5 protein-coding genes and 1 pseudogene are annotated in these 4,840 nt (G+C 68.1%); 5 read left to right on the forward strand and 1 reads right to left on the reverse strand.

Annotated features, from left to right (window positions below; all coding sequences use genetic code 11):
* Positions 1 to 98: 98 nt before the first annotated feature.
* Positions 99 to 686, reverse strand: a complete 588-nt coding sequence (locus DBR34_RS14865) for an NAD(P)H-dependent oxidoreductase (RefSeq protein WP_128097368.1) — start codon at positions 684 to 686, stop codon at positions 99 to 101.
* 78 nt (positions 687 to 764) lie between these two features.
* On the opposite strand from DBR34_RS14865, the gene DBR34_RS14870 reads away from it, so the two are divergent.
* From DBR34_RS14870 to DBR34_RS14890, 5 genes and pseudogenes are all read left to right on the forward strand, one after another.
* Positions 765 to 1,373, forward strand: a complete 609-nt coding sequence (locus DBR34_RS14870) for a TetR/AcrR family transcriptional regulator (RefSeq protein WP_128097369.1) — start codon at positions 765 to 767, stop codon at positions 1,371 to 1,373.
* Positions 1,374 to 1,647: 274 nt separating this feature from the next.
* Positions 1,648 to 1,836, forward strand: coding sequence for a hypothetical protein (locus DBR34_RS14875; protein WP_038692209.1), 189 nt, complete (start codon positions 1,648 to 1,650; stop codon positions 1,834 to 1,836).
* Between the two features lie 185 nt (positions 1,837 to 2,021).
* Positions 2,022 to 3,041: an alpha/beta hydrolase-fold protein gene (locus DBR34_RS14880; protein ID WP_128097370.1), complete on the forward strand. Its 1,020-nt coding sequence runs from the start codon at positions 2,022 to 2,024 to the stop codon at positions 3,039 to 3,041.
* Positions 3,042 to 3,157: 116 nt separating this feature from the next.
* A complete protein-coding gene (locus DBR34_RS14885; RefSeq protein WP_128097371.1) occupies positions 3,158 to 4,534 on the forward strand; it encodes a YncE family protein in 1,377 nt (458 codons plus the stop codon).
* Positions 4,535 to 4,580: 46 nt separating this feature from the next.
* Positions 4,581 to 4,840, forward strand: a pseudogene (locus DBR34_RS14890) (hemin ABC transporter substrate-binding protein); the annotation flags it as partial.

The raw sequence follows: 4,840 nt of genomic DNA on the forward strand, positions 1-4,840 counted from the left end.
CCCGGGCCAAGGTGGCGGCGTGGCAGGCCGCAGCGAAGTGAGTGCGTCGCCCCGGCAGTGATCGGCAGGGGCGGCGTGACGTCGTCGCGCGCCGTGCATCACCGCGCGGCGATGGCGCGGCCCAGTGCCGCGCTGGCCTCCAGGTGCGCGTCCGGCGCGGTGGTGTCCACTTCCAGCAGCAACGTGGACGACACTACCGGTGCGCCGCAGTAGTCGAAGATGCCGGTGTCGATCTGGGTCTTCATGGCGGTCTCGTACCCGCGTTTGGTCCACGTGCGCTGGTCTGCACCGCCCAGGCCGACCAGATGCACCTGCAGGCGCGACAGCTTCTTCTCCACGCGACCGCTGCTGTCGTCGTAGGCCCAGCCGTTGGAAAAGACCCGGTCGATCCAGCCCTTGAGCTGGGCGGGCATCGCCCACCAATACACCGGAAACACCAGCACCAGTGTGTCGGCACGGTCCAGGCGCGCCTGCTCGGCCAACACGTCGGCGGGGAACGGCTGCCGCCGCTGGTGGCCGTCCAGGTCGGCCTGGGTAAAGCGGGGGTCGAAGCCTTCGCTGGCCAGATCGGCCATCTCGACGGTCGCTGCCGGGCGGGTGCTGGTGATCCCGTCGCGGATCCGTGCGGCCACGGTGTGGGTGAGGGAATCCGGGTTGGGGTGGGAGGTGACGATCAGGGTGTGCATGGGGGAGATCCGGGTGGCAAGGGGAGGGTGTATACTTTTGGTAAGTTACGAACTGTAAGTTACGATTGGTATATAGCCATGTCAAGCCACCCGTCTGAACCTGTGGATGCCGCGCCCCGTCGCCGGCTGAGTCGCGCCGACCGTCAGCAGCAACTGCTGACCGAAGCCTGGCGGCTCGTGCGCGAGGAGGGCACCGACGCCCTGACGCTGGGGCGGCTGGCCGAGCGCGCCGGCGTGACCAAGCCGGTGGTGTACGACCATTTCGGCACCCGCGCCGGATTGCTGGCCGCCCTGTACCGCGATTTCGACCAGCGTCAGGACCTGGTGTTGCAGGCGGCCCTCGCCGCCGCCGGCCCGACCCTGCAGGAAAAAGCCGACGTGATCGCACAGGCATACGTGGCGTGCGTGCAGACCCAGGGGCGCGAGATTCCCGGCGTGGTGGCGGCGCTGGCCGGTTCGCCGGAGCTGGCGCGGGTCAAGCGCGAGTACGAGACGGTGTTCATCGAGCAGTGCCGCGCGCTGTTGGCGCCGTTCGCGCGAGCTGGCACGCTGCCGTCGGCGGGGCTATGGGCAATGCTGGGGGCGGCGGAAGGCGTGTCGTATGCCGCCGTCAACGGCGACATCACCGTGGCGCAGGCACAGCGTGAGTTGGCCGAGACGATCGTGTCGATGGTGGCGCGCGCCTGAGCGCAGGGCGTGCATGGTCCACGCTGCGTGCGCTGCTTATGAAATATGCAGGGCTGCATATGCCACGGCGCGCAGCGGTGACCCCGATAGCACGCGCGCAGTTCCCTGCGGCGTATGTCATCGCGATGTCAGTGCCAAGCGGCGTCATGAATTGTTTAGTGACATGCGGGTGGCGTCTACGCGCGACGCCCAACTTCGCACGCGCTGCTAACCCGCGCACGCCTACGGTGCAGTCACCGGCATCATTTCGTTGCCGAACACCGGAGATGCACAGATGGGTACCAACCAGAACCCGCAGCAGAACCAACAGAACCAGCAGGACAAGAACCAGCCGGGTCAGCAAGGCCAGCAACAGCAGCAGCGCGATCCGCAGCGCCAGGGCCAGCAGCAACAGCAGGACCAGGATCAGGACCAGAAGCGCGAGCGCGCCGGTCAGCAGGGCGGGCAGGACGAAGAAGAATAAGTCGGCTGCCGGTTGAACACTGCGCAGCGGCCCGGCCGGTTGGTCGGGCCGCTGCATTTTCAGACGACGGAAACGGATACATACCGTCACATTGATCTATGTGATAAGCATTCGCATTTGGGGTAGACTGCGTTGTCTCCATGTGAAGAGGGCGGCGTAGCCCAGGCTGCCGCCCCTGAGTGCCCATGACGTTGTCTTCTGCGGCCCGCCGCCGCTTCTACGCCTTGCTGCCCGTTGCCGGTCTGATGGTGGGACTGGCCTGCACGCCGCCCAGCGCATCGGCACAGCAACGCAACCCGCAGCAGCGGGTGAGCAACACCATCTTCGAGCAGAAAGCGGAAAGCTATCGCTTCGAGCGCTTCACTCTGGACAGCCCGGATGGCCAGCGCCGCTGGCAGGTCAACGTAGGCATCCCGTTGCGCGCCGGCAACGCGCCCGCCCCGGTGCTGTACATGCTCGACGGCAACGCCGCCGCCATGGTGATGGACCAGCCGCTGCTGGCCGAGCTGGCCGCGCGCAAGGCCGCGCCAGTACTGGTGTTCATCGGCTACGACAACGATCTGCGTATCGACTCGCCCGCGCGCACCACCGACTACACCGCCTGGATCGACCGCGCCGACGATGAAGGCGGGCAGCCGACCGTGGTGGGCGGGGGCGCGTTTGCATTCCAGGACCTGATCGAACGCCGGATCAAGCCGAAAGTGGAGAAGCGCGCCACCATCGACCGCCAGCAGCAGGCGCTGTGGGGCCACTCGCTGGGCGGCCTGTTCGTGCTGAGCAGCCTCTACACCCGCCCCGCTGCATTCCAGTACTACCTGGCCGCCAGTCCTTCGTTGTGGTGGAGCCAGGGTGCGCCGCTGGGCGACATGGAGCGCCAGTTCCTGGAGAACCAGCATGGCCAGAAGGCCCGCGTGTGGCTGATGCTCGGGGGTGCCGAACGCGTCGGCGACCGCGGCAAGCGCGACATGAGCAATCCGCGCGTGGTCGCGCATCTGCGGCGCATCGGCGGTGCCACCCCGGACGCGGCGATGCAGCTCTCCCGGCGCCTGGCCAAGGTGCCCGGCCTGGAGGTGCAGTACCGCGAGTTCGACGGGCTGGGCCATGGCCCGATGCTGCCGGCCTCGCTGCAGGCGGCGCTCAGTGTGCTGTACGGCGTTGAAGATCGCAGCCGCACCGCACCGACGCAACCCTGGCCCTTTCCGTGATCGGCACGGCCTGGCCGTGCACCCCCGCTACCCAGGCTTTCCGTGCGCCTTTGCACCGGCCCAGGCAACCAATGAACCGCCGCGCGCTGCGCGGTACCCCGTGCAAGGAGCCTGTCATGTCATTCCGTTCTTCCCTCCGTCTCACCACCCTGGCCGCCGGCCTGCTGCTGGCCGTCGCCGGCAATGCGCAGCCCGTGTTCGACCAGCCCGCCAGTGTGTTCAAGGGCGAAGTTGTCTCGCGCGGCGAGAACGTCGTGCCGGGCAGCAGTGCCGAAGTGATCGGCCGCGGCTTCGTGCCGGGCCAGCAGGTCAGCCTGCTGCGGGGCGACACCGTGCTCAATGGGCAGCCGCTGACCGTGGACGCGGAAGGCAACTTCAAGACCCAGTTGCAGATTCCCGCCGACGCCGTGCCGGGTACCCACCCGGTGGTGGTGCGCGCCAGCCAGCCGGCCGCAGCGGCCGTGCTCAAGCTGCGCGTGTCGCCGCAGCTGCCGCTGTCCGGGCAGGAGCAGTTCACCACCCAGTCCAACAAGCTGGTGCAGGGCCTGTACCAGTCGGCCTACAGCCCGGCCAGCAACGCTGTCTTCGTGACCTCGGCCGTGGGCCGCCCGCCGGTGACCCAGTCGCAGCTGCTCAAGGTGGACCCGAAGACGCTCAAGGTGGTCAAGGCGATCACGCCCGCGCAGGTGCCTGACGCCAAGGGCGGCAGCGTCTATGCCGTGTACGGCGTGGGCGTGGACGATGCCAACGGCAACGTGTGGGTGACCAATACCCGCCAGGACAGCATCGCGGTCTACCGCCAGGCCGATCTGTCGCTGGTGCACCAGTTCCCGGTCGGCACGGTGCCGCACGCGCGCGACGTGGTGGTGGATGCCAAGCACGGCAAGGTGTTCGCCTCGGCGACCGGCGAAGACCATCTGTCGGTGTTCGATGCGAAGACCTTCAAGGCGCTGGAACCGATCACGCTGGCCTCGGGCGTGGACGATGAGAAGTTCGTTCCGATGAGCCTGGTGCTGGACGAAGCCAGCGGCAAGCTGTTCACCGTCAGCATCGGCACGCCCGAAGCGGCGGTGATCGACGTGGCCAGCGGCAAGGTCGACAAGGTGATCGACCTGGGCAACTCGATCAGCGCCTCCGGCGTGGCCTATGACGCGCAGCAGAACCGGTTGTATGTGGCCTCGCAGGGCACCGACAACCTGCTGATCGTGGACGTCGCCAGCGGCAAGGTGCTGCATGACGTCGCAGTGGGTGCCGGTGCGCTGAACGTTGCCTTCGACCCGAAGGCGGGCCTGGCCTACGTGACCAACCGCGGTGCCGGTACCGTGACCGTGGTGGACCGCAACGGCAAGGTGGTCGGCAACCTGGACGGCGGCACCTTCCCCAACCATGTGCGTGCCGACGGCAAGGGCAACGTGTTCGCGGTGAACAAGTCGCGCGGCGCCGACGATGCCAAGGGCGACCGCATCACCCGCATCGCGCTGCGCCAGCGTTGAGCCAACGGGCAGGGTGGTCACCGATCGCCCTGCCGAAGGAGTCATGATGAAAACCCGTTCTTCCCTGCGGTTGTTGCCGCTCGCCATGGCCGTGGCACTGGCCGCCTGCAGTGGCCCGGCCACCCCGCCGGCCGCCGACGCGCCAGCGGCCACCGCGCCCGCCGCCGAAAGCTCTGCGGCCGACGCATTGCCTGCCGGCTGGACGCGGCTGGACGGCGGCGCATTGCCTAGCCTGGTTGGCCAGGCCGCCGTGCTGCCGGCCAAGGTGCGGTCCGATGATGGCGCCGAGGTCGAGGTGGATGACAC

It is taken from the genome of Stenotrophomonas sp. HMWF003 (genome assembly GCF_003061285.1).
GTDB lineage: Bacteria > Pseudomonadota > Gammaproteobacteria > Xanthomonadales > Xanthomonadaceae > Stenotrophomonas > Stenotrophomonas maltophilia_AP.

What these genes read in the sequence shown, in the direction of transcription:
- DBR34_RS14865 (WP_128097368.1), bottom strand. Translation starts at nt 686, where the DNA reads ATGCACACCCTGATCGTCACCTCCCACCCCAACCCGGATTCCCTCACC.
- DBR34_RS14870 (WP_128097369.1), top strand. Translation starts at nt 765, where the DNA reads ATGTCAAGCCACCCGTCTGAACCTGTGGATGCCGCGCCCCGTCGCCGG.
- DBR34_RS14875 (WP_038692209.1), top strand. Translation starts at nt 1,648, where the DNA reads ATGGGTACCAACCAGAACCCGCAGCAGAACCAACAGAACCAGCAGGAC.
- DBR34_RS14880 (WP_128097370.1), top strand. Translation starts at nt 2,022, where the DNA reads ATGACGTTGTCTTCTGCGGCCCGCCGCCGCTTCTACGCCTTGCTGCCC.
- DBR34_RS14885 (WP_128097371.1), top strand. Translation starts at nt 3,158, where the DNA reads ATGTCATTCCGTTCTTCCCTCCGTCTCACCACCCTGGCCGCCGGCCTG.